Raw genomic sequence first — 22,632 nt, 5'->3', positions numbered from 1 at the left:
GTGACTGTCATGTTTACAGATTTTAAAGGATTTACCAGTTTTTCACAGAATCTATCCCCGGAGTTACTGGTTAAAACGGTGGATTATTATTTTTCGAAGTTCGACGCCATTATGGAAAAATATGAGCTCGAAAAAATTAAAACCATAGGTGATGCCTATATGTGCGCAGGGGGATTACCCTTTCCTACCGAAGACCATCCTTATAAAATGGTACAGGCCGCTTTTGAAATTGCACAGGTGATGGAAGAAACTAAACTCAACCCACCTAAGGATATTGTTCCCTTCGATGTCCGTATTGGCATCAATACAGGAACCATTATTGCCGGCGTCGTAGGCACCCGGAAATTTGCCTATGACATCTGGGGCGATACGGTGAACGTAGCGGCGCGTATGGAATCCTTATCGGAACCGGGAAGGGTAAATGTCTCTCAAAGTACCTACTTACTTATCAGAGATAGCTATGCATGTGAACATCGGGGGCAGATACATGTTAAAAACAAAGGGATGATGGATATGTATTTTGTAAATGAGAAGAAAGATGAACCCACCATTAAAGCTAAGAAGGAGAATATAATCAATATTTGATTTTAGATCAGATAGCCATAATGCCAGGCAAAATTTCCTTTACTTATACAATGGGAAAATTACCAATAAAGGCTGGAATAGATCCTTATAATAAAATGATTGATCGCATCCCGGACGACAATTTAATAGATGTGGAAGAACAATTTGAATAACCAGACTTACAAATAAATTGTTCATTTTTAGCACTTTAACACATTATTTGGAATGCTAGTTCAAATAAAAGGTACCTTTGCAACGTTAGAAGGTCAGAAAGCCTACCTTTATTTTGATCTACCCGGATCTTTAATTTACTCCCGCTCTCTTCAGTTTTTTAATAGCAATAGTGCTAAAACCATTTTATACGCCAATAATAGGAAAAAGAGATTCTGATTTAGAAGTGCTTTTAAGTGAAAAGTAATTTTCCTCATATACTTCAATTAGTTTCTCCAAAAATTCTCAAATTATTTACCGCCCCAACGTTTTTAATGAACAAGGAATAAATACGTTCGTTAATCTCAAAAGCCGGGAAAAAGCTATAAAATTAAAATATTCCGGTATTAAAAATCCAAAATTTTCAAAAAGAAGAAGTTCAGATTTTTCTAAGACATTAAAAGAAAGAGTCAATACATATTTTAAAACAAATGAACTTAGTAAACATGCAAACAAGAGCATGGTTTTAAAGACCATACTTATGTTATCCTTATTTGTTTTACCAATTATAATTATCAATAGTGGTTTTATAACAGGTGCAGGAATGCTATTTATACTATACCTTATTAGTGGCCTAGGAATGGCAGGAATTGGTATGGGTATTATGCATGATGCCATTCACGGTTCTTATTCCACGAATAAATACGTTAACAAATACCTTGGCTACACCATGAACCTTATTGGTGCAAACTCCACAGTATGGAGGATACAGCACAATGTTTTACATCATACATATACAAATATAGATCAATCAGATGATGATATAAATCCTCCGTCTGTCCTGCGTTTTTCACCGCATGCGAAAAAGAACCGGCTACATAAGTTTCAGCATATATATGTCTGGTTTTTCTACGGTCTGTCTACCATTTCCTGGATCACTTCTAAGGATTTTGTCAGAATAAATCGTTATAGAAAAAAAGGTTTTTTTAGTAAAAAAAATGAATTTAAAACGGAACTGGCAAAATTAATAGGATGGAAACTTTTCTATTATTCGTATGCATTAATCTTACCAATTTTGATAGTACCTCTTGCACCATGGATCATTATTCTGGCTTTTTTTAGTATGCACTTTATGACTGGTATTTTAATCAGTATTGTGTTTCAGGTATCACATATCACGCCCAGCGTAGAATTTCCCTTACCTGATGGAGATGGCATGCTGGAAGGTGACTGGTATGCACATCAATTGGCAACGACCAGTAATTTTTCGCCAAAAAGCGGGTTCTTATCATGGTTAATTGGGGGGTTAAATTACCAAATAGAGCATCACCTATTGCCTAATATTTGTCATATCCATTATAAAAAAATATCTGGTATTGTAGAACTTACGGCTAAGGAATACGGCATTCCGTATCATACCAAAAGCACTCTTGCATCCGCTATTTGGGACCATATCAAAATGTTAAAAGAATTAGGCAAAGTATCGCCTTTAAAGGTAATAGCACTAAAGAATTGACAAAAATATAAAAACAAGAATTAAATAATATAATTAATAATAAATATCAAAGTAATGGAAGAAGGAACAGTGAAATTTTTTAATAGGGCCAAAGGATTTGGTTTTATAAAACCAGTTAATTCTGAAGAAGACATTTTTGTACACCAAAGTGGTCTTATTGATGAAATTAATGAGGACGACAACGTAAAGTTTAATTTGGAAAAAGGACAAAAGGGAATGAACGCAGTAAATGTGGAAGTCATCGACTAAGTCCTGAATACCAAAACTAAATTCAAAGCCATCATAACTGATGGCTTTTTTATTTGCCACAATTAAACTAAAATATTGCTTAAATCATTGTGTGTTTAAAAGTACGTCAGAAGTGCCAGTACGCCATTATAAGAAATAATACATGAAAAAAGTAAAGAAGCGCCTAAACCAAGATTAATCCAAATGCTGGTTTTATGGTTTTTCATTATTTTCCTATTGTTTATCAGTAGAAGAATTCCAAATATCACTACTGGTAAAACAAAAACGTTGAAGACTTGTGATAAAATTTGCATTTCAATGGGATTAGCACCAAATACAGGCACGATTAAAGCAAACAAGCAGGCAATTGCCGTAATAATTCTAAACTGACGTGAATTCGTATCTAATTCTCCCGATTGATAATCGGCCAATAAAATAGGAGCTATCAGTAAACAAGGGAAAATGGAAGATAATCCGGCGCTCAGGGTTCCAAAGAAAAAAAGTGTTAATGCAAATTTACCGGCAATTGGTTCCAGAGTATTCACCATATCCAGTACCCGGGTAACAGGTTGGCCCTGATGAAACAGCGCACCACTTGCAACAGCCATTACGGAGCCACTTATTATAAACACCAGAATAGCCGCAATAATCGCATCTTTTTTTTGTTGATCTAAATTATTGATATTCCAGCCTTTTCCTTTAACAAAAAGGGGTCTTGATAAAAATGTAGCTGCAGCCATGGTTGTACCAACGAATGCCGCCACCATCATTTTACCTCCTTTAACATCGGGGATAGATGGTACCAATCCCCGTATCACTTCTTCCGGCAGTGGATGTACCATAAAAAGGGATATTATAAAAGAAAGCCCCATTATGGTTACAAATATGACCAGAATCTTTTCAAAAAAAGTGTATTTACCAACGAGCAATAAGGCGTACATAATTGCAATAACCACAACTGCAATTAACAGAACGCTTTCATATCTAACCCCTTCTAATTGAGGGAAATATATTAGAAATATTTCATAAATAATAGTTGCTGAGATTCCTAAAATACCCATAAGAGAATTCCATTGACCAAAAGAAATTCCAATTATAATGAGTATGGCAATTAGCCTTCCTCCTTTTATATGTCTTTTAAAACTGTAAAGTGCCGTTTCACCTGAAATCAGTGCATAATTCCCATAGGCATACATCAGTAGTCCTGAAAATATGCAGCTAATTAGGAGTACCCATAACAATTGCATCCCGTAAGTACTGCCGGCTACTATCATTGAAGTGACGCTTCCGGTTCCAATGGTATAACCAATAGCGAAAATACCGGGGCCGAAAGCTAAAATCAGCGCCAGAAGCCTCTTAAAAATTGATTTACTCTTTTTGGTTTCACCCATAGTAGATTCTTTAGCGTGATATTTTTCTGTTAGGATTATTACTATATCTGAGAATATAGTTTAGATGGAAAAATTTTGAATTTAAGCTCGGAGCTTAGAAATAAGGGATAAGGTTTCTTTAACCTTATTCTCTAATCCGGTATAATCCTTATTTGATAAAATTTCTTTACTAATAAGTTTAGATCCCATACCCACACATGTAACCCCGGCATTGAACCATGCTTTAAGATTTGCTTCTTCTGTACTCACACCACCGGTTGGCATAATACTAGTCCAGGGTTGTGGCCCTTTAATTGCTTTTATAAAACCGGGGCCATAAAGATCTCCCGGAAATAACTTCACGATCTCACATCCCAATTCCTCAGCCCTATTGATTTCTGTCAAGGAACCGCAACCTGGCGACCACAATACTTTTCTTCTATTGCAGACAATTGCAATATCTTCTCTTAGTGATGGGGTCACAATAAAGTTGGCTCCCATTTGCATGAACATGCTTGCAGCTCCGGCATCTGTTATAGATCCTACGCCCATAATCATTCCCGGCATGTCTTTTATCGCATATTTGTTCAGCTCTGAAAACACTTCAAAGGCATAATCACCTCTAGCAGTGAACTCCATAAGCCTTGCCCCACCATCATAGCAGGCCCTTAATACTTTTTTTCCCAATTCAACATTAGGGTGATAAAACAAAGGAACCATTCCTGTTTCCTTCATTACCGATGCTACTTCAATTCTTGAATACTGTGCCACTATATTTTATATTTAGTTTAATATTCTTTTAAAATCATACTTAGCAGGGTTATTTAAATACTTCTTTGCAGCTGCATAGTCATCTTCGCTTAAATAATCCAGATTTTGAAAACATAGGTTTGCAAATTCAGAGTTTATATCCACCAATCGAGGAGGTATTTTTCCATCCTCATCTTGTATTTCGGATAAAAAAAGTGGTGTTATCTCCCCTCTGGAATTTGCCGTGACCATACAACCACTAAGACCTTTATCAAATAATTTTTTAACCCCAAGTCCTAAAAGGGTACACAAGGTGAGGTCAAATCCTATGGGTCGACAACAACGAAGCTCGTAACCCAATTCTACTGGTCTGCTCTTAACGTTTATTCCTAGTTCTTCTAATTCCTTTTGGAGAAGCATGTTAAAAATATGCGATTTGCTCACATTTCCCAATTCAGGGTGACCATGATCATCATAGGTAAAATTAATACCAATTTTATCTAATTCGGATTTTGGCATTGAATGAAAAACTCCCTCACTTACCATTGCTACCCCATAATTTATATTTTCAACCTTCCTTTTAATGATGGATGAAATTATAAGCCGAACCACTTTATCCAAAGTAATGCTGGTCTTATCAAACATTTCTGGGATGATCATCATAGGAAAATGGCAGCTTGTCGCAATCCCGAATGCCAAATGCCCGGCCGATCTTCCCATGGCACACATTACGAACCAATTTTGACTTGTACGCGCATCTTCATATGTTGTATTTGCTATACGCACCCCTTCATCTTTTGCTGAATGAAATCCAAAAGTTGGATTTCTATCAGGTAAGGGCAGATCATTATCAATTGTTTTGGGCACATGGATATTTGAGATGAAAATATTCTCCTTTTCCAAAAATGCTGTTATTCTATTTGCAGTAGATGCGGTATCGTCACCGCCTATACTAACCAATAGTTTTACGTTGTTTTCCAAAAAAAGATTCGTATTGAGTTTTTCATTCCTCGGTTTAAAACGGCTCATTATTAAGGTAGAGCCTCCACGGCTGAAAATTCTATCGGCATGGTCAAAATCGAACTCTTTTATATCCGGATTCTCACTAAATATACCTTTAAACCCTTCATGAAGACCTAATACCCTATAACCATCCTTCAAAAAAGCCTTGGCGACCGTGCTGATTACAGAATTAATTCCTGGTGCCGGACCACCTCCGCAAATTATCAGTATTGATTTGTTCTTAGACAATTAAGAAAAATTTATAATCGTTAGGTAATCTTATTAATAATATGGACCTATCTTGCTACCCTCCCTGAGGCATCTCCACCCATTAGTTTTTGTACTTCATCTACCGTTACCAGGTTGGCATCGCCTTTTATGGTATGTTTTAAACAGGAAGCCGCTACAGCAAAATCAAGGGCGTTCTGATCATCTTCAGGATATTTTAATAAGCCATAAATTAATCCCCCCATAAAAGAATCGCCTCCTCCTACTCTATCCACAATATGTGTTATCTGATATTGTCTGGTCTCATACATTTTCTTTCCATCGTAAAGTACCCCCGCCCAGGTATTGTGTGAAGCTGAAATGGATCCTCTTAAGGTGGTAATCACTTTTTTAGCTTTAGGGAATTTAGTTATCATCTGTTTGCAGACTGATAAGAAGGCCTCAGCTTTTACATCATGTCCCTGGGTTGTAATATCGAGCCCTTCGGGTTTAATACCAAAATGTTTTTCGGCATCTTCCTCATTGCCAAGAATAACATCACAGTATGAAGTCAATTCAGTCATAATTGCCTCACGGTCTCCTCCGTATTGCCATAATTTTGCGCGGTAATTCAAGTCCGTTGATATGGTAATGCCCATCTTGCTGGCAACTTTCACTGCTTCCAGACAAGCGTCTGCTGCTCCTTGTGAAATTGCAGGAGTAATACCGGTCCAATGAAACCAACCTGCCCCATCGAATACCTTTGCCCAATCGATCATGCCTGGTTCAATCTCGCAAATTGCAGAATGTGCCCTGTCATAGACCACCTTACTGCCACGACTTACGGCACCTGTTTCTAAAAAGTAAATACCTAAGCGTTCACCGCCAAAAATTATATTTTGAGTATTAACACCCCTCTTGCGCATTTCCATTAAAGCACAATGCCGGCACTCCATAATTTGCCAATGACACAGCTACATTAGATTCTCCCCCACCATAAATGACATCAAAGCTGTTAGTTTGAGAAAAACGTAAAAATCCGGGTGGAGCTAAACGTAACATTATCTCTCCAAAAGTCACAACTTTTTTCATCTTATTTTCATTTTTAGTGATTAACTAAATGCTAATCCTCCATTTATATCTACATTATTTCCAGTAAGGAATGAGGATTCATCTGAAGCTAAATATGCAACTAAATCTGCCACTTCAGCAGCTGAACCTTCTCTTCTTAGCGGGGTAATTGCAGCAACCTTTGTACGAACGTCATCTTTTGTAAAGTCATCATGGAATTTAGTTCCTATTAAACCTGGACAGAGCGCGTTTACTCGAATTCCTTTAGGCCCAAGCTCCTTTGACATGGCTCTTGTAAAGGTAGATACAGCACCTTTGGAAGAAGCGTATAAAGAAGAACCGCCACCGCCGCCATCTCTTGCAGCTTGTGAAGAAAGGTTAATTATAGAGGAACCTTTACCCATTAAAGGTACAAATGCCTGCATTATAAACACTACAGATTTGAAGTTGACATCCATAACCAAATTATAAAATGCTTCATCAAATTCCTGTAATGTTCTACGCGCAAAAAGACCACCTGCATTACTAACCAAAATATCGACTTTATCTCCAAATGCTTCAACCGATTTCGCCTTTAGTTTCTCAATATCATCTAGTTTTGATACATCAGCTTTTACTGCCATAGCTTCACCTCCTGCAGCTTTTATTTTATCTACTGTTTCCTTTGCTTCAGATTCAGAATTAAAGTAGTTTACCACTACTTTGGCACCTTCTTTTGCAAGTTTAACAGATATCGCTAGGCCTATGTCTCTTGCACCTCCGGTAACTATTGCTACTTTACCTTTTAATTTACTCATTCTTATGTTAAATACTAAATTCCTAATGCTTGCCCACCACCAATTTGAATAGTTTCAGCTGTTATAAAAGATGCATCCTTACTTGCCAGGAATGAAACAACAGAAGCTACATCTTCTGGCTGGCCCAATCTTCCTAACATAATACTATTTGCCCAAGAAGCAAAAACTTCCGGTTTAGTTGCTTTAATTTGAGCATGGAAAGGCGTGTCAATTGTACCAGGAGATACGGCATTTACTCTAATCCCATATTCAGCTAAATCTTTCGCCAATGCTCTTGTTAAAGCATGTACTCCGGCTTTAGATGTTCCATAAATACCAGCTCCAGGTCCTCCTGCGGTCCATCCTGCATTTGAGGTATAGTTAATTATAGAAGGGTGATCTCCCTTCTTAAGAAACGGTATCGCAGCTCTTGAAGCAAAAAATACAGAATCAAGGTTTAGCGCCATTACAAATCTGTAAAAATCTGTTGTCATTTCTTCAAACCTGGACCTTCCCCCTAAACCTCCGGCATTATTAACCAGCACATCAATTCTGCCATACTTTTCTCCAATTTTAGTGATATTTGATGTTACTTGTTCATCTTTAGTAACGTCAAATCCATAATACTCTGCAGCAATTCCTTCCGCCGCAAGTTCTTCAACTCGTTTAGCTCCCGCTTCATCTTCAATTCCGTTTAATACCACGGTATATCCATCTTCACCTAATCTTTTTGCCACTGCGAATCCAATACCCCCAGTTGCTCCTGTTACAACTGCTACTTTATCTTTGTTTTTATTCATTTTAGGTTTTCTTTAGTTTTTAAATATTTTTTATCGATTTTTTTATTCAACTGATTTAATTTTTCTTGCGAAATAATATATAGATCCTACGCCAAGAGGGACAAATATTGCTATTGCTATAAAAATTGGAGTATAAGAGAATTTATCTACAACTATAGGAACTAAAAAGTTCATAATAATTACAGAGAATACGCCAATCATTCCTCCTAATCCTGCTAATGATCCTACAGATTTTCCGCCAAAGAAATCACTTGGAAGTGTCTGCACATTACTAATAGCAAATTGGAATCCGAATAACACAAAGAACACAATGACTACAAATTTTTCAGCAGTATCACCAATAAGTACAGTTGCTATTAGACCTAATAACATGATAATTCCGCCAATTAAAATTGTTATTTTTCTACCCTTATCAATTGAATTTGATTTGGCAATAATTTTTCCTGAAACATATCCTCCTGCAATACTTCCAATAGCTGCACCTACATATGGCACCCATAAGAACATACCAACCTCTTTTACATTAAATCCATATACATCAAATAAATAAATTGGCATCCAGCCTACAAATAACCACCAAATTGGCTCTAAGAAGAATCTACCAGCTACTACAGCCCAGGATTCTCTAAATGATAGGATCTCTGTTAAAGATTTTCCTTTTGTATCTTCTGTTTCATTTTGATCTGCTTCGCTTTGCCCTTCAACGATATACTGTCGTTCTTCTTCTGTAATCCAGGGATGGTATTTTGGTCCTTTTTTATTAATAATTAACCAAGGTATAATCCATAGCAAACCCATAGCTCCAACAATTATAAATGTGATTCTCCATCCATAGGCAACATAGAAAGTTGCTATTAGTAAAGGAGCAATAACTGAGCCTATAGATGCCCCGGCATTAAACAAACCTTGCGCTATGGCCCGTTCTTTAATTGGAAACCATTCGGCATTACTTTTTACAGCTCCTGGCCAGTTTCCAGCTTCAGAAACACCTAAAGTAGTTCTAAAAAAAGCAAGAGATTTAAATCCTGTTACTGTTGCATGTAGCATTGTAGATAAACTCCAAATTCCTATACTTAAAACGTATCCTATTTTTGTTCCTACTTTATCAAATAATTTACCTGAAAAAAGTTGCCCCAGAGCATAGGCAACCATAAATATGTTAAGAATATTACCATAATCACTTTTTGTAAGGCCTAATGAATACGAAATTGAACCTTCGAGATCTTCACTTCCCCACATAATACCAAGCGCACTTCTGTCTATATAGTTAATAACTGTTGATAAGAATATTAACCCAATAATCCACCATCTTAATCCCTTAACTTTCATAATTTGATATTTAATTAATGTGGATGCCAGATCGTATTTAACCTAACAAAAACATGCACCGTTAAATAAGTCAGAGACCTACTTCTGTTAGAATTACATAATATTACCGAAAAACACTGGGAGTATTCAACTGAATCAAATACAAAGAATTTTTATAGTAAAAATGATTAAGTATAGATTTCCCTCCATTACCATTTCCTGAAGATAAAAGCGTGCATTCTTATACTCAGGTATTTCTTTAGTCTTTTATGTTATAACAATACTGGTAAAGCATTTTAAAATGAACTTTCATTTTCTCTTTAGCCAATTTAGGATCTTTACTTTCAATGGCCTTATAAATATCTTCATGTTCCTGTATCCCTATAAATGCCTGGTTAACATCACAAACGTGGTATTTTTCAAAATTTGTTAATATCCCTGGAGTAATAATGAGCATTAACCTAATCATGGTACTGTTACCAGACGCCTCTGCAATCGCCAGGTGAAAAAGCAAGTCCTCCTGAACGGCATCTTCTCCATTAAGTACCTTCGCTGTATAAGCATCCAAAGCGTTCCGCATTGATTGCAGGTCCACATTGGTTCTCCTTAAAGCTGCAAGCCTGGCGGTTTTTAATTCCAGGAGTATTCTGGTTTCAACCAGGGATTTGAAATCCGGATCTACCAACCGAAGAATATCTTCGATCATACCATTCATTGCAATCACTCCAATATTGGCTACAAATGTGCCACTTTGTGGAATTGTTTTTAAAATTCCATAATACTCTAAAGTTTGGATTGCCTCTCGGACATTACCCCTACTTACTCCAAATTTTTCAGATAGCATTCTTTCGGAAGGCAACTTATCACCAGGTTCCAAATTCTTAAAATTGATCAAATCCCGGATTTTAGTTATTATCGTATTTTGAATTTCACGATTCTCACTTTTTGTTAGGATTTCTAATTTCATATATCAATAAATTATTTTTCGTATTAAAATTGGTTAACCAGATTGGTTGGTGAAATTTATAACAATTAATCTCGTAATACAAAACATCTATTGGATAAAAAAACTGATTACTTACCAATTTAGTATTTTATGGGTAAACCGGCCCTGCCAAGGGCCGGCTATACCACTTGTAAAAAACTAACTCAAACAACTATTTTTATATTTCTTGACCATAATAATGATCAACTTATAATAATGCCCTAGTACCCAGGATTCTGAGTAATCACTCCATTGGTCGCAAGAATTTCTGAAATTGGAACTGGAAATAAAAGATAATTACTATCAATCGTTTCTCCCATTTCAGCATCTGCAGTACCTGTTCTAACCAAATCAAACCATCTGTGTCCTTCAAAGGCCAACTCTAATCTTCTTTCATCATAGATAGCCTGTCTAACCAAAGCCGTAGTATTTAGGACCGTATGATCCAAAGGTGTTAAGCCAGCCCTGGTTCGTATAGGATCTAACAGATCTAGTACGGCTTCAGGAGAAGCACCATTCTCATTCAATGCTTCTGCATATAACAGAATAACATCTGCTAATCTCAGTTCTATCCAGTCGTGATCAGGACCTCCTGTTTGAGGAAATTTTGGAGACGCCATAAGTAGCTCATCAATATTTACCGCTCTTCTTAAATCTGTACCTCCGCCACTAGCATCACTAGCATCAAAAGCAGCAATTAAATCCGGATCTAAAGGCATCAGAGATTTTGTATCAAGTCCACCATACCATGACCAAAACTCCGAATCTGGATATTCATCCACTATAGAACTTGATACCTGGGTTGCAAATATGATTTCTGAATTCAAATCATTAATCTCACCAAAAATGTCAGCATAGTTGGCTTGTAAACTAATCCCTGCAGCAGCAGCTCCGTTTACAACAGCAGCCAGATGTGATTCCGCACTGCCAAAATTGCCTCTGTGCATATATACTTTGCCCAGCAATCCTTGAGCTGCGTATTTAGACGCCCTTCCATTTACTATTTCTGTACCTAAAGCTGCTATTGCATTTTGCAAATCAGGAATAATCACGTTATTATAAACATCAGCAGCCGGTTGTCTTACCAAAATAGATGGATCTGTTGTACTAGGGTTAGGAACTAAATTTACTGTCACATCACCAAAAACCAGCACTAGTTTAAAGTAAGACAAAGCCCTTAAAAAACTAGCTTCACCAATATCACCAGGATCTGTAGAATTTTCAATTACATTATTCGCACTTAATATAGCCTTGTATAATGCCGTATAGAAAGGTCCGAAAAATTGATCTTCCATAACCGTTAAATTAGGACCGTATCTATCAAATTCAGGATATGGTTCTTCGTCCATTAGAGCATTGTCTGCTCTGAAGTCGCCCATCACTGCCATTGGCGTAACAGCGCCGAGCTGATAGTAATATGCCGCATTCACAACTCCATCAAAATCTTCCAAAGAATCTGAACTGGCAATATTTGATGGAACCTGATCCAAATCATTTTCACATGCTGTTATTAACAACAATGATCCCAATAATAATTTATATACTGTTTTCATTTTTTTATTTTAAAAATTAACATTTAAACCAAACGTAAAGCTTCTCACAATCGGACTTGCACCTACTTGCACCCCATATGTTGTTGGTCCTAAATAACCAGTGTTTGTAATTTCAACACCCTCTGGATTGAAAGAGGTGTAATCATTACCCCATAAATACAACAAGTTAGAGGCTGCAAGATATAGTCTCAAACGGCTTATACCTATTTTGCTAGTCACATCTGCATCAATCGTATAACCTATAGTCAGGTTTCTCAATGCCAGATAAGACGCATCTTGTATCTGCGCGTCTAGTTGATTTCTTGACTGGTCATAAAACTGTCCATTAGCATCAGCAATGCCATCGTCATTAGCATCAAAGCTATCTCGTAATCTTCCACCAAATTCTGATTGCCAGTAAATCGGGTCAATATTGATAACATCACCTCCCTGGGATCCCTGGAATTGAAACGAAAAGTCAAAAAGCTTATATCTCATTGAACTGTTCAGACCATAGTAAAAATCTGGTGTATTTTGTCCTGCTTTCACTAAGTCTCCACCATCTTCAACTGTTCTTGTCCTATCTATTACACCATCACCATTTTGATCTACGACATAATATTCTGAACTATTCAAACCAACAACTCTCGTGGGATCTTCTATAAAGCTATCTTCAACTCTGCCAATGGTTTCTACTGCCCACATTTCTCCAATTTCTCCACCTACATAATTTCTAAACACAGGACCTCTACCACTCTGGCCGTATATTACATCAGGTAATTGATCCAGACCTCCCAGGTCTGTAATTTCTGTTTTAACCGTAGAAAAGTTGGCACCAATATTCCAGGAGAAATCTGGTTTTTGGAAAATGGCTGCAGAGAGTTCAAGCTCCAAACCAGAACTTCTAACATCACCGGAATTAAGCCTTATTGAAGTGGTACCGAGAACTTCAGATACACTTTGATTAATCAAGATGTCTTCAATATCGGAAGTGTAGTAGTCTACACTTAATCTAACACGATTTTTTGCAAAACCTAAATCAATTCCATAGTTAGTCTCAGTATTAGTTTGCCAGGTTAAATTCGGGTTTGCCACGTCTGACGGGATTAGATATCCAATCCCGAATATTGTTGGTGCAGGGTTCAAAAGACTCAATGAATTATAAGCCCCTAAATCAGAGGTAGAACCTAAAGACCCGGTACTAAACCTTGGTTTTATTAAGCTTACTGCGTCTGAGTTGTAAAAAGATTCGTTATGTAAATTCCATCCAATGGAAAGTGCTGGAAATGTTGCATATTTTTTATTTTCACCAAAGAGTGAAGCTCCGTCTCTTCTCAATGATGCCGATAGCAAATAACGATCGTCATAAGCATAGTTAATTCTTCCAAAAATGCCAGTTCTTACAACTTTCTCTTTCCTCTCTGTTACGTTGATATCTGCAGGATCTAACAGGTTATAATTTATAATATCGGTATATGGCACATTAGTACCGTCTAAAGTGGTTCCATTGGTATAGAAAGTTTGAAATTCAACTCCAGCTACTGCACCTATGTCATGTTTACCAATTGTCTTCGTATAATCCAAGGTAGTTACACTTAAAATGGAAGTTCGTTTTAAATCTGTTTGATCCAAATTAGTTTGATTTGAACGTGCCCTGGAATCAAACTCCTGTCCTCGCCAGTAAAAGTTCTGGGTATCTGTAAGATCAGCTCCCAGAACGGTTTTTATATTTAAACCTTCTATGATCATGAATTGCAAATAAGACTGAAGGTTACCGAAATACGTTGTTTCATATCGGTCTGTATTGTCAAGCTTCGTTGCAGGACCTGAATCACCTGATCCTCCAATACCATTACCACTTCTTCCATAGTGCCAGTCTTGAGCCGTATCACCGGGCTCTAAAGTATAGATACTATTATTAAAAGGTGCATCACCTCCTCTATACCCAGAGTCAAATGAAGCAAGTCCCAGGGCCTGTGCTTGAGAATCTAATTGTTGAACGAATGCAATAGACGCATCTGTATGGTAAATAGGATGAACGCTATACGCTCTTAAGAGATCTCTCTGGTCCCAACCAACGATATCTCTATTAGAGTAAAATCCATTGAAACTTAATCCTGTCTTAAACCTGTCCCCCAATTTAGCATCGATATTCAAACGTATGTTTGCTCTTTCATACCCTTGTGTTTGTACAATACCAGTCGTATTTTGATAACCAATTGAACCAAAGTAATTTACATTTTCGGTTCCTCCACTCATGCTGAAGTCGTAGTTTTCACTAAATCCAGTTTGAAAAAGCCAATCTTCTACAGCCACTACATCGGGTGAATTTTTATAGGCATTTATCTTATAATTTAAAAATGCAGGGTCCAATTCAGATACATCATAAGTGCCATTGGCTATACCGGTTTCTAATATATTGGCCCATTCTCCAGCTGTCTTAAGTTGTTCATTATCACTCAAATACCTGTTTGATACGCTCGCGAAAGTATTAAAACTAAAAGTAGGTTTACCCGTTGTTCCCTTTTTGGTTGTAACCAGAATAACACCATTTGCTCCCCTGGAACCATAAATAGCAGCTGAGGCAGCATCTTTTAATACTTCCAGGCTTTGTATATCGTTTGGGTTAACAGTTGCTAAACTTCCTGAAATAGGATACCCATCCACAACAATCAGTGGATCTGAATTACCATTAACCGATGATGCTGCTCTAACCTGGATCTTTGGATCCGCACCCGGCGCCCCATCCTGCTGTTGAATCAATACACCAGCTAACTTACCTCCTAGTGCATCATCAACACGAGTTGATTGTATAGCTGCAATTTCACTACCTTTTACTTTGGCAACAGCACCTGTTAAGGAGGATTTTTTTCGAGTTCCATAACCAATGACGACCACCTCATCGAGTTGTGCCGTGTCTTCCTGAAGCGTGATATTCAAAGTTCTTTGATTGATAATCTCCACGGTCTCACTCACGAATCCTAAATAAGAGAAACGAAGCGATTCGCCGCTTGAAACATTAATGGAGTAATTTCCGTCAAAATCTGTCTGACTCCCCCTGGTGGTGTTCACAACCAAGATATTTACCCCGGGTATCGGTTGATTATCTGCATCAGTTACCGTACCCGAGACGGTAAAGCTATCCTGCGCAACTATGGGAATACTGACAAGCAATAATCCTATCAGGAATAATTTTGTTAATAAATTCATTTGAATTGGTTTTTGTGAGTACAAATTAATTTTCTGAATGCCTATTTCCGGCATTATTAAAACAATGAGAATTATTATGTTCTCATTTAATTCTTTACTTTACCATCTAACTAATTCCGCGAAGTATCCGTAATGTTGTAATTTTTGCAGAATACATGTTTATAGTAAAGCATAACATGTTTTTGAGTATTACTTCCCTCTAATAAGAAGTAATCCGTTTAGAAGGATGGGCGTGCACACATCCTTTTTTTTATTATGATGAGTTATTTAGCATGGATTCTAGTTTTTTAATTGGTATTTGTAATTGATTGTTTTTTGGTTATCCAAACTGGTTTACCAAATTGGATAACCAAATATATGTTATTTTTTCGTTAAAAAAAATTTAATCGGAAATTTAACATTCTCGGGCATTAATGTTTTGAAATGAGCTCGCCACATACGTTTGCATATGGAGCTACATGTTATAAACCCCACCATTTATATCGAGGGTAGCACCCGAAATAAAGCCATCATATTCTGACGCCAAATATAAAACCGCTCTTGCTACGTCATCGGCCCTACCTGCTCGTTGGATTGGAATATTTGCCGTTGTCTCCGCTGCTGATTCCTTTGTCGTATGCGTATTGTGAAATGAAGTTCCCAGGATAAGACCTGGAGCAACCGCGTTGACCCGTATACCCTTAGGGCCCAATTCTGAAGAGAGCGCTCTTGTGAATGTTAGTATGGCTCCTTTGCTGGTAGAATAAACCAGCGAACCAGGGTGACCGCCTTTGCGCCCCGCAAGTGATGCCAAATTGACAATACTGCTGTTGTCATTTTTCGCAAGATGAGAAACTGCAGCTCTCGTTACAAACATCATAGATGTGAGGTTGATGTCCATTACCTTTTGCCAGAATTCCACCGTCATTTCACTTAGCATTCTACGAGCTACAAGTGAACCTGCATTGTTAATAAGTATGTCTAAACCCCCAATTTCCGCTACTGTTTTTTCAACCAAAACATTCGCGTCAACTTCTTTCGTTAGGTCACCACTTATGGCAACCGCTTTTTGTCCTTTGCCAATTGCATATTCAGTCAATTGGTCCGCAGTATCTGAACTGGAAAAATAGTGGATGGCAACATTAGCACCGCTATCGATAAAGTGCTTGGTGATTGCTTCACCTATTCCCTGAGCACCCGCGGTGATAAGTACGTTTTTTCCGGCTAATTTGTTGTTCATATTCTTTAGATAATACTATTATTGATGATCTTAAACCGATTCCTATTTCGTCATAGAATCTTTCCGAGTTGAGCTAGTTTTTTATTATCACTATTTATCTCCAAAATAAGATACCCCGTCACCACTTAAAAAATCTTCTCTTACAGGACTAAATGTGTCAATTAGTATCCCTTCTTTCAAACAAACTGCGCTATGCAATAAATTAGGCTCAATGTAAACTCCATCTCCGGCTTCTACAATTTTCTTTTCTCCATCAATTTCAAATTCAAATTTACCTGAAACACAATAGGTAGCTTGTGTATGAAAATGTTGGTGTGGGGCGCCTAATGCTCCTTCCTGAAATTTCACTTTTACCATCATGATTTGGTTATCGTAACCTAAAAACTTTCTTGATACTCCCCCTCCAAGTTCTTCCCATTCCATTTCTTTTGAGGTAATGTACTTTTCACTAAATCGTTCCATAATTTTTCTATATTTCTATTTAAAATAATAAGGATCTGATTATTGGCAATCATGTCCGTTTCTATTTAATTTATGTGTACTTTTTTTTACACGAATCTATATTGCTATTCGAATATTTCTGACCGCCGGAGACCTCCAACTTTTGAGTATTGCGCTACACATTATTGCGAATATAGGACTAACTCCAAAATCACTTATTGTTAGGTATTGTACCTGGACCCACTGTCGCTTCCAGAAACCACACTTCGGTATAGCAGCCATTTTCATACTGCTTAGCGATATCACCGCCATAGGTTTCCGCACCTGCGAACCATACCATATTTGTTTCGGGACTTTTACCATTTGATTGGTTATAAGCACCTTGTTTAAAATAATTCAGCTCTCCGCTATAGGCAGTAGCACGCTCGGTCCCATCTTGTCCTATAGGTACAAATAGTTGCTGCACTTGATCTGGTAGGTCTGATTTTTTTAGGTATTCAGACTCGACGAGATTTTTTGTAAATGTTTTTGTTTTATGGTTATCACTTTTGAATGTGAGATACATAATACCTTTATAGACATTTACTTCATAACTGAATTCTTCTCCTAATTCTATTCCATCCGCAGGCTCAGCAGGATACTCATTTTTGCTTGTTCCAATGACGGACATATCATTTCCCCATACTGCGGCCGAATATTCCCACCTTCCAGAATTATCATCGCCTGCTGTATTGATTTCATAATTCCAGAATACAGACCCTTTGGTATGGCCCGGAAATTTCTTATAAAATATTTTTAGCGGTTCATTTTCATGTCCTTCACCACTATGAATCTGCCCAACTACTGTTGAGTAAGAGGCCGCAACTCTGGCATCGCCAGAAGTAGAAACTTGCATGACCTTACAAGTGCCGGTTAGTTTACCCCCTTGTTCAGGCGTCCATTCTCTTTTTTCGTGTAACTCTGATCTTGTATTACTGGAGTTTTTTGAAGTGACACCTGAGTTTGGTGCTTTGTAGACTACCCAGCGTCTTGTACCATCGATTACAGTATAGAAAAAATCTTTGTGTTCGAAGTCGACAAGGTTTTCCGAAGTTGTTCCATCGCCTAGTAATATTTTAAATTTATCCATAAATGGAATCACCTCAATTGGATAAACTGTTTTTGTACTTAAGTCATCATTAGCTTGAAAGTACCCTGCATTGGATACGGCATCATCACTGATTGTGATATTTGCTGATTTAAACCAAACTTCAGCATAATTACCATCTGCATATTGCTTATGAAGATCACCACCATGGGTTTCAGCTCCTGAACACCATACTTTATTTACTTTAGGGTCTTTTCCGTTCGTTTGGTTGTAAGTTCCCAACTTAAAAAAGAGGCCTTCACCGGAATAAGCATTTTCCTGCTCTAGTCCATCTTGACCTATGGGTACGAATAATTTTTTGACTTGTTCTGGTATATTTGAGCGTTGTGAATATTCAGAGGAAATGAGATTTTTAGTAAATGTTTTGGTCTCATGCCCTTCACTAGTGAACGTTAGATTCATAATTCCATCCTTAATATCCACTTCATAACTGAATTCTTCACCTAAAGCAATGCCATCTTGTGGTTCTGGTGGAAAAGTATTTTCACCTGTTCCAACAACAGAAAAGTCATAACCCCAAATAGGATAGGAATAATCCCATCTACGCGAGTTATCATCACCCGCGGTATTGATTTCATAATGCCAAAAGACCGAACCTTTAGTATGCCCAGGGAATTTTTTGTAAAATATTTTTAGCGGTTCGTTCTCGTGGCCGTCTGCACTATGAATCTGACCAACCACTACTGAATACGTGGCAGCAACGCGGGCATCCCCGGTAGTTGACACATTCATTACCTTAAGGGTCGCGTTCATTTTGGCTTCCGTCATTGGTGTCCACTTTTTTAATTGGGCCAGCTCGGTTCTTGTGTTGTTGGAAGAACCATGGGTATTGCCTGCATTAGGTGACTTAAATACTACCCAATCCCCATTGTCATCGCTTGCGGTATAAAAGAAATCCTTGTTCTCATAGTCAGTTGCCTGACCTACATTAGAACCATCACCTAAGATTAAGTTCCAATGTTGGAAAAATGGTATGATGTCGTTTGCAGTAGTCCCCAGAGCTGACTTCTCAATCTCTTTTGTGTCGTTTTGCTTTTTATTCATATCTCCACAACTATGCAATAGTAAGATAACTCCTGCCATTAAGGTATAATGTAGAAAAGTTGATTTAAAGTTCATGTTGTTCTTTATGTTGGTTACAATTTAAAGTAATAATAGCTCCTCGACTAGCTTTTTCAACAGCCCTTTTAGTTATTCTAAACTGGTTTACCAGTTTGGTTTACCAAATATACGGCTATTTGTAAAACTAACAAATATTTAACATCAAATCGGTCGATAATATCATTGATTACTAATTTATCAAGAGCGAAGTCAATAATATGGGACTATAAAGAAGAATTTCATAATAAGTATATTCATTGTAGAACACCGCCGGAATATGTGCACTAGATAAGTTCAAATTGAATGGTGATCTAGGGTTGGGTTGAAGAAATTTTGCTTTTGGTACTGCGTCTAAACAAATAGCCTATAGTACCAATGCTTAGTGAACAAAGCACAAATATCAATCTACCCCATAATGGATTGGGGATTAAAGCCATAAGCATAATACCAACACTCATTACAAGCACCATGCCTCCCAATTTATTTCTTTGTTGACGGTCCACCTCGTCTTGCTGATCATCTGCTATAACTGGTCTTTTTAGATCCTCGAAAAAGCGATCAGTTTCTTCTTTGTGATTGTCTTTTGCTTCATTGTAAAACAATGAAGTTGCCCAGAAAAAACCTCCCGTAATAAACACATGCCCGGCAATAGTTAGAATTATATTCATGTCAACAATTTCACGACTAGTTAAAGATTCGACACCTAACCATGAAACAAAAACATTCGCAGTAATAACATTATCAATCATCCAGGAAACACCTAAACCTAGAGCAATAGTAACCCAAGGTGCCCATTTAGGGGTCTTTTTAACAACGATACCAACTACTAATGGAACCATCATTGGCAGCTGTACCATAGTTGAAACTCTCATCATAAGTTCATATAAACTGAGTTCTTTAAGCGATGCGAAATACATCGCAACACCGATAACTCCCAGACCACTTATAAAGCTAACCAGTTGACTGATTCTCAGTATTTTACTGTCTTTTTTTTGTTTATTCTTTTTAGCCAGAAACGGTTGATAGATACTTCTGATAAAGATACCCGCGTTTTTATTCAGCGCTGAGTCCATAGAAGACATAGAAGCGGCAAAAAGGCCGGCCATCAATAACCCAACAGTCCCAATAGGCATGGCATTACGGGCAAATACTAAATAGACGGCATCTGTCGCCTTGTTTCCCAGTTGTGCATAGTCATCAGGGGCATCCGGGTATATAGTAGCAGCTGCCCACGGCGGGATAAACCAAATAATAGTTCCCACGCCCATTAGCGTCATGGCTAATAAGGCCGCTTTACGGGCGTTAATGGAGTCTTTTGCACCGAGAAATCGAAATGAATCATGAAGATTCATCATGGTTATAATCTGTTTCGGTAAAAAGAAGATGAAAGTACCGAACAATATTAAAGGGTAGTTCATATTCGGACCTATGAGAAAACCGCCTGGAAAATTTTTAACCAAATTAACCGGGCCATCAATCATTACCAATGCCACTATCGCGGTAGCCACCGAAACAACAGCTACAACCAAAGTTTGAACAAAGTCAGAAGCTACAACCCCCCAGGCTCCTGATAGTACCGATACAAAAACAACCGTCAAACCAATCCCAATAATGGTTGTAAAGATGTCGGCATCGAAAACGGCACTGGTAAAAACCCCTAGAGCGTTTAACCAAACTCCGGCATTTATGAAGGAAAATACAATTAACGCCCAGGAAAAAAACAGTTCATTTCCAGATCCAAATCGCCTTTTTATTGCTTCTGTTGGCGTATCTACCCTCATTTGTCTGAATCTATGAGCGAAGAATAAATATCCACAATAGAATGCAAAAGTATTACCAATATAGACGGCACAAATGGCGAAACCGTCGTTGAAGGCTTTACCTGCCGCACCAGTAAAAGTCACTGCTGAAAATTGCGCCATAAAAGCAGTAGCCCCTACCATCCACCACAACATTCTTCCGCCGCCGCGAAAATAATCACTTGTAGATTTACTAGCCATCCGTGAAAACACCACACCAATTGCAAGGATTAATACAAAGTAGATAGCTATTACCAGATAGTCATAAAACATAATTTTGCCTTTTTATTGCAGATGACGAACATCTGTCCAGTTCTCATTCTTTCTGATTAAATCAATGAGTTGCTGGTACAGACTTCCCTCTTTGAAGGATTGGTAAGGAGCAACAGTTTCTCCTTTAATATCTTTTACGAATTCTCTAACCAAGTAATGCCAATTGCGCTCCGTATCGCCATTAACTTTTGGCTGGTCATCAACAATTTCCTGAGGTAACGGCAGCTCTTGCCAAGTTTTATTTTCATCCCAAACATACAACGGACCCATGCCATAGTGTCCTTTAATATATATAGCTCCCTTCGTACCGTAAAACACGATATGGTCTTCATTAAACCTAGGATTAAGCCCACCATGTTTAAACAGAACGGAAACTGGTTTTGTGGCCATTGGGCTTTCCAGCTGCGCCAGTACGGTATAGGACCATTCGACATTACTTTCTCCCCATTTAAGTGCGGGGTCGTTGAGATCTTTGGGAATATAGTCTCTTCTCGTCTTGAAATTATGTACACCTTCAACGATGGGTGCTTTGCCCAAGTCGTCGCGCACTTCTCCGATTATCGACAAGATTTTTTCGCCGATTACCGACGTAGCAATGGACATCATGTGGGTAAAGTTGTTGTTCAAACGACCACCACCATCTTCTTTTCTATGCGACCATCCGAAGGGAATATCCCGCTCCAGATTGAAGTGCGATATAAACTCGGCTTCCACAGGTTCGCCAATCAAGCCATTTGCCACTAGTTGCTTAGCATGAATGACACATGGCATATAACGAAAGCTAGAAGCAAATGCCGTTTTTACTTTTTTCTCTTTGGCAAGTTCATACAACTCCACTGCTGAATCTCCACTATTTGTGAGGGGCTTTTCGCAAAATACATGACATCCGAACTCGATTGCCTGTATTATTGTTTCATAGTGGGCGCCACCAGGAGTCGCGATAGAAACAATATCGGGTTGACAATCTTTCAATGCTCGTTGCCAATCTGTTCCAGAATAGGGAATCTCCATTTTCCTGGCCACCTCACTTACTACCCTTGGCGTTCTTCCAACAATGCCCACTACTTCAGCACCTACAGCCCGAAACGCATCTGCATGACCTTGGCCGGCAAATCCGGTTCCCGATATAAGTACTTTTAACTTCCTATCCATTTGTTGAGCTTTTGATTTATTGCTTTCTCTG

The 22,632-nt window shown here is 37.9% G+C and carries 17 protein-coding genes and 1 pseudogene; 3 read left to right on the top strand and 15 right to left on the bottom strand.

Annotated features, from left to right (window positions below; translation table 11 throughout):
• The 3 genes from Q0X66_RS10555 to Q0X66_RS10545 form a co-directional block, all read left to right on the top strand.
• The coding region (locus tag Q0X66_RS10555) for an adenylate/guanylate cyclase domain-containing protein (RefSeq protein WP_297706093.1) at nt 1-585 on the top strand (585 nt) is incomplete at its 5' end.
• 670 nt (nt 586-1,255) lie between these two features.
• Complete coding sequence (locus Q0X66_RS10550) at nt 1,256-2,230, top strand: acyl-CoA desaturase (RefSeq protein WP_297692871.1); 975 nt, start codon at nt 1,256-1,258, stop codon at nt 2,228-2,230.
• 54 nt (nt 2,231-2,284) lie between these two features.
• Complete coding sequence (locus Q0X66_RS10545) at nt 2,285-2,479, top strand: cold-shock protein (protein ID WP_297692873.1); 195 nt, start codon at nt 2,285-2,287, stop codon at nt 2,477-2,479.
• 95 nt (nt 2,480-2,574) lie between these two features.
• On the opposite strand, the gene Q0X66_RS10540 is transcribed toward Q0X66_RS10545, so the two are convergent.
• The 15 genes and pseudogenes from Q0X66_RS10540 to Q0X66_RS10465 all read right to left on the bottom strand — a co-directional run bounded on the left by Q0X66_RS10540 (nt 2,575) and on the right by Q0X66_RS10465 (nt 22,601).
• On the bottom strand, nt 2,575-3,849 hold the full coding sequence (locus Q0X66_RS10540; RefSeq protein ID WP_297692875.1) for an Nramp family divalent metal transporter: 1,275 nt from the start codon (nt 3,847-3,849) through the stop codon (nt 2,575-2,577).
• Between the two features lie 81 nt (nt 3,850-3,930).
• Nucleotides 3,931-4,599 carry a bifunctional 4-hydroxy-2-oxoglutarate aldolase/2-dehydro-3-deoxy-phosphogluconate aldolase gene (locus tag Q0X66_RS10535; RefSeq protein WP_297706091.1) on the bottom strand — a complete coding sequence of 223 codons (669 nt, stop codon included), beginning with the start codon at nt 4,597-4,599 and terminating at the stop codon, nt 3,931-3,933.
• A 12-nt stretch (nt 4,600-4,611) separates the two neighbouring features.
• Nucleotides 4,612-5,829, bottom strand: a complete 1,218-nt coding sequence (locus Q0X66_RS10530) for a 6-phosphofructokinase (RefSeq protein WP_297706090.1) — start codon at nt 5,827-5,829, stop codon at nt 4,612-4,614.
• Between the two features lie 47 nt (nt 5,830-5,876).
• Nucleotides 5,877-6,879: pseudogene (locus tag Q0X66_RS10525) on the bottom strand (sugar kinase).
• A 20-nt stretch (nt 6,880-6,899) separates the two neighbouring features.
• Nucleotides 6,900-7,655 carry a glucose 1-dehydrogenase gene (locus Q0X66_RS10520; RefSeq protein ID WP_297692883.1) on the bottom strand — a complete coding sequence of 252 codons (756 nt, stop codon included), beginning with the start codon at nt 7,653-7,655 and terminating at the stop codon, nt 6,900-6,902.
• Nucleotides 7,656-7,669: 14 nt separating this feature from the next.
• Nucleotides 7,670-8,434, bottom strand: a complete 765-nt coding sequence (locus tag Q0X66_RS10515; RefSeq protein ID WP_297692884.1) for an SDR family NAD(P)-dependent oxidoreductase — start codon at nt 8,432-8,434, stop codon at nt 7,670-7,672.
• Between the two features lie 42 nt (nt 8,435-8,476).
• A complete protein-coding gene (locus Q0X66_RS10510) occupies nt 8,477-9,763 on the bottom strand; it encodes an MFS transporter (protein ID WP_297692887.1) in 1,287 nt (428 codons plus the stop codon).
• Nucleotides 9,764-10,001: 238 nt separating this feature from the next.
• Nucleotides 10,002-10,709, bottom strand: a complete 708-nt coding sequence (locus Q0X66_RS10505) for a FadR/GntR family transcriptional regulator (protein ID WP_297706088.1) — start codon at nt 10,707-10,709, stop codon at nt 10,002-10,004.
• Nucleotides 10,710-10,948: 239 nt separating this feature from the next.
• The gene (locus tag Q0X66_RS10500; RefSeq protein ID WP_297692891.1) at nt 10,949-12,280 is read right to left on the bottom strand and encodes a RagB/SusD family nutrient uptake outer membrane protein; all 1,332 of its coding nucleotides are present in this window, start codon (nt 12,278-12,280) and stop codon (nt 10,949-10,951) included.
• Between the two features lie 9 nt (nt 12,281-12,289).
• Nucleotides 12,290-15,469, bottom strand: a complete 3,180-nt coding sequence (locus Q0X66_RS10495) for a TonB-dependent receptor (protein WP_297706086.1) — start codon at nt 15,467-15,469, stop codon at nt 12,290-12,292.
• Between the two features lie 454 nt (nt 15,470-15,923).
• On the bottom strand, nt 15,924-16,688 hold the full coding sequence (locus Q0X66_RS10490) for a glucose 1-dehydrogenase (protein WP_297706084.1): 765 nt from the start codon (nt 16,686-16,688) through the stop codon (nt 15,924-15,926).
• A gap of 90 nt (nt 16,689-16,778) precedes the next feature.
• On the bottom strand, nt 16,779-17,150 hold the full coding sequence (locus Q0X66_RS10485; RefSeq protein ID WP_297692897.1) for a cupin domain-containing protein: 372 nt from the start codon (nt 17,148-17,150) through the stop codon (nt 16,779-16,781).
• A gap of 190 nt (nt 17,151-17,340) precedes the next feature.
• On the bottom strand, nt 17,341-19,395 hold the full coding sequence (locus tag Q0X66_RS15935; protein WP_366938685.1) for a polysaccharide lyase family 7 protein: 2,055 nt from the start codon (nt 19,393-19,395) through the stop codon (nt 17,341-17,343).
• A 293-nt stretch (nt 19,396-19,688) separates the two neighbouring features.
• Entirely contained in the window at nt 19,689-21,449 is a 1,761-nt protein-coding gene (locus Q0X66_RS10470) for a hypothetical protein (RefSeq protein ID WP_297692899.1), read from the bottom strand.
• Between the two features lie 12 nt (nt 21,450-21,461).
• Entirely contained in the window at nt 21,462-22,601 is a 1,140-nt protein-coding gene (locus tag Q0X66_RS10465; RefSeq protein ID WP_297706081.1) for a Gfo/Idh/MocA family oxidoreductase, read from the bottom strand.
• Nucleotides 22,602-22,632 lie beyond the last annotated feature (31 nt).

The sequence above is a fragment of the uncultured Eudoraea sp. genome (assembly GCF_947260015.1).
In the GTDB taxonomy this organism is placed as follows: domain Bacteria; phylum Bacteroidota; class Bacteroidia; order Flavobacteriales; family Flavobacteriaceae; genus Eudoraea.
The sequence above is the reverse complement of the archived record's forward strand: the minus strand, read 5'-3'. Positions and strand labels throughout refer to the sequence as shown.